Annotated in this window: 2 protein-coding genes; both read right to left on the reverse strand. The window is 59.8% G+C overall.

Features of this window, described 5'->3' with window-relative positions:
* Window positions 1-85: 85 nt before the first annotated feature.
* Window positions 86-307, reverse strand: a complete 222-nt coding sequence (locus AC07Y2_RS28695; RefSeq protein ID WP_074690898.1) for a hypothetical protein — start codon at window positions 305-307, stop codon at window positions 86-88.
* Window positions 308-322: 15 nt separating this feature from the next.
* A complete protein-coding gene (ccoN, locus tag AC07Y2_RS28700; RefSeq protein WP_085667259.1) occupies window positions 323-1,750 on the reverse strand; it encodes a cytochrome-c oxidase, cbb3-type subunit I in 1,428 nt (475 codons plus the stop codon).
* Window positions 1,751-2,039: the final 289 nt, after the last annotated feature.

The following is a 2,039-nucleotide window of genomic DNA, read 5'->3' on the forward strand; positions in this document are numbered from 1 at the left end:
CTCCGCGTCCCTTCCGGAGCTGGAACGCGGAGCGTCCCTTGAGGCATTCCCACGCAGAGCGTGGGAACGATCAGTAAGGGGTGGCTCACATTTCGAGGTTGATCCAGCCCGGTTTGGCTATCTCCGGCGCCACCGCTTTCACGGTTTTACCGGTGGCCATCTCAACCCGCCGCGCCACCTCCGGATCATCCGCAAACGGCGTCAGACTCGCCTCATCCAGACTTTCGGCCGTCTCGTGCCGCAAGCAGTACTCAACCGCAAGCCACAGAAACACCACGCCCAACACATTCAATAAAACATCGAACATGACCAGCTCCCTTGATCAGGCGATCTGCGCTTCACGATGGGCAATCGCAACATCCGCCACTCGCACCGTGCGCCACACGTTGTAGGCCATCAGCAACATGCCGCTGAGGAAGAACACCCCGCCGGCAAACCGCACGACAAACCCCGGATGGCTGGCCTGCAGCGCTTCTACGAACGAATAAGTCAGCGTGCCGTCCTCGTTGATCGCCCGCCACATCAGACCTTGAGTAATGCCGTTGACCCACATCGACGCGATGTACAGCACCGTGCCAATGGTCGCCAGCCAGAAGTGCAGGTTGATCAGCGGCGTGCTGTGCATGCGCTCGCGGCCAAACACCTTGGGCACCATGTGATAGGTCGCGCCGAAGGTGATCATCGCCACCCAGCCCAGGGCCCCGGCGTGTACGTGGCCGATGGTCCAGTCGGTGTAGTGGGAGAGGGCGTTGACGGTCTTGATCGCCATCATCGGCCCTTCGAACGTCGACATGCCGTAGAACGCCAGCGATAGAACGAGGAAACGCAGGATCGGGTCGGTGCGCAATTTATGCCACGCGCCGGAGAGGGTCATCATCCCGTTGATCATGCCGCCCCAGCTCGGCGCCAACAGGATCAGCGACATCGCCATGCCCAGCGACTGCGCCCAGTCCGGCAGCGCGGTGTAATGCAAATGGTGCGGGCCGGCCCAGATGTACAGGGTGATCAGCGCCCAGAAATGCACGATCGACAAGCGATACGAATACACCGGCCGATTCACTTGCTTGGGCACGAAGTAATACATCATCCCGAGGAACCCGGTGGTCAGGAAGAAGCCCACCGCGTTGTGCCCGTACCACCACTGCACCATGGCGTCGGTGGCGCCGGAATACACCGGATAGGACTTGAACCAGTCCACCGGAATCGACAGGTGATTGACCACGTGCAGCATGGCGATCACCAGAATGAACGCGCCGAAGAACCAGTTGCCGACGTAGATATGTTTGGTCTTGCGCTGCACCACGGTGGTGAAGAACACCACGGCGTACGCGACCCAGACCACGGCCATCCACACCGCGCCGGAGAATTCGATCTCGGCGTATTCCTTGGTGGTGGTGTAGCCCAGCGGCAGGGTGACCAGCATGATCACGATCACCGATTGCCAACCCCAGAAGGTGAAGGCGGCGAGTTTGTCCGAGTACAGCCGCACCTGGCAGGTGCGCTGCACGGCGTAATAACTGGCGGCGAATTGCGCGCTGCCGGCGAAACCGAAAATCACCAGGCTCGTGTGCAAGGGTCGCAAGCGGCCAAAGGTGGTCCACGGCAGGTCCAGATTCATCTCCGGCCATACCAGTTGCGAGGCGATCCATACCCCCATCGCCATGCCCACGACACCCCAGAAAACAGTCGCGATGACGAATTGGCGGACGACCTTGTAGTTGTAAGCCTGTCCGATTGTTGCTGTGCTCATGGTCAGTTCATCCACGGTTGCAAAGTCTTGCCAGGCCACCCGGTCTGGCACGAGCTGCACTGTAGAAACCCCACCGGAAACAAAACAGGCTCAGGAATTGATCATTTATGCGGATCAGATCCAGGCGCTGCCTGCGGCCATCTGCCGCGTCCTGATACGGTTTTTATGCGTTCAGGTGAATCTGTTGTGCACTGCGCCGCTCGTCCATAGTCGTAAAAAATCCTGTGGGAGCGGGCTTGCTCGCGAATGCGGAGTGTCAGCCAACAAGTCAGTTGCCTGACACTCCGCA

Source organism: Pseudomonas sp. GW456-12-1-14-TSB6 (assembly GCF_059424205.1).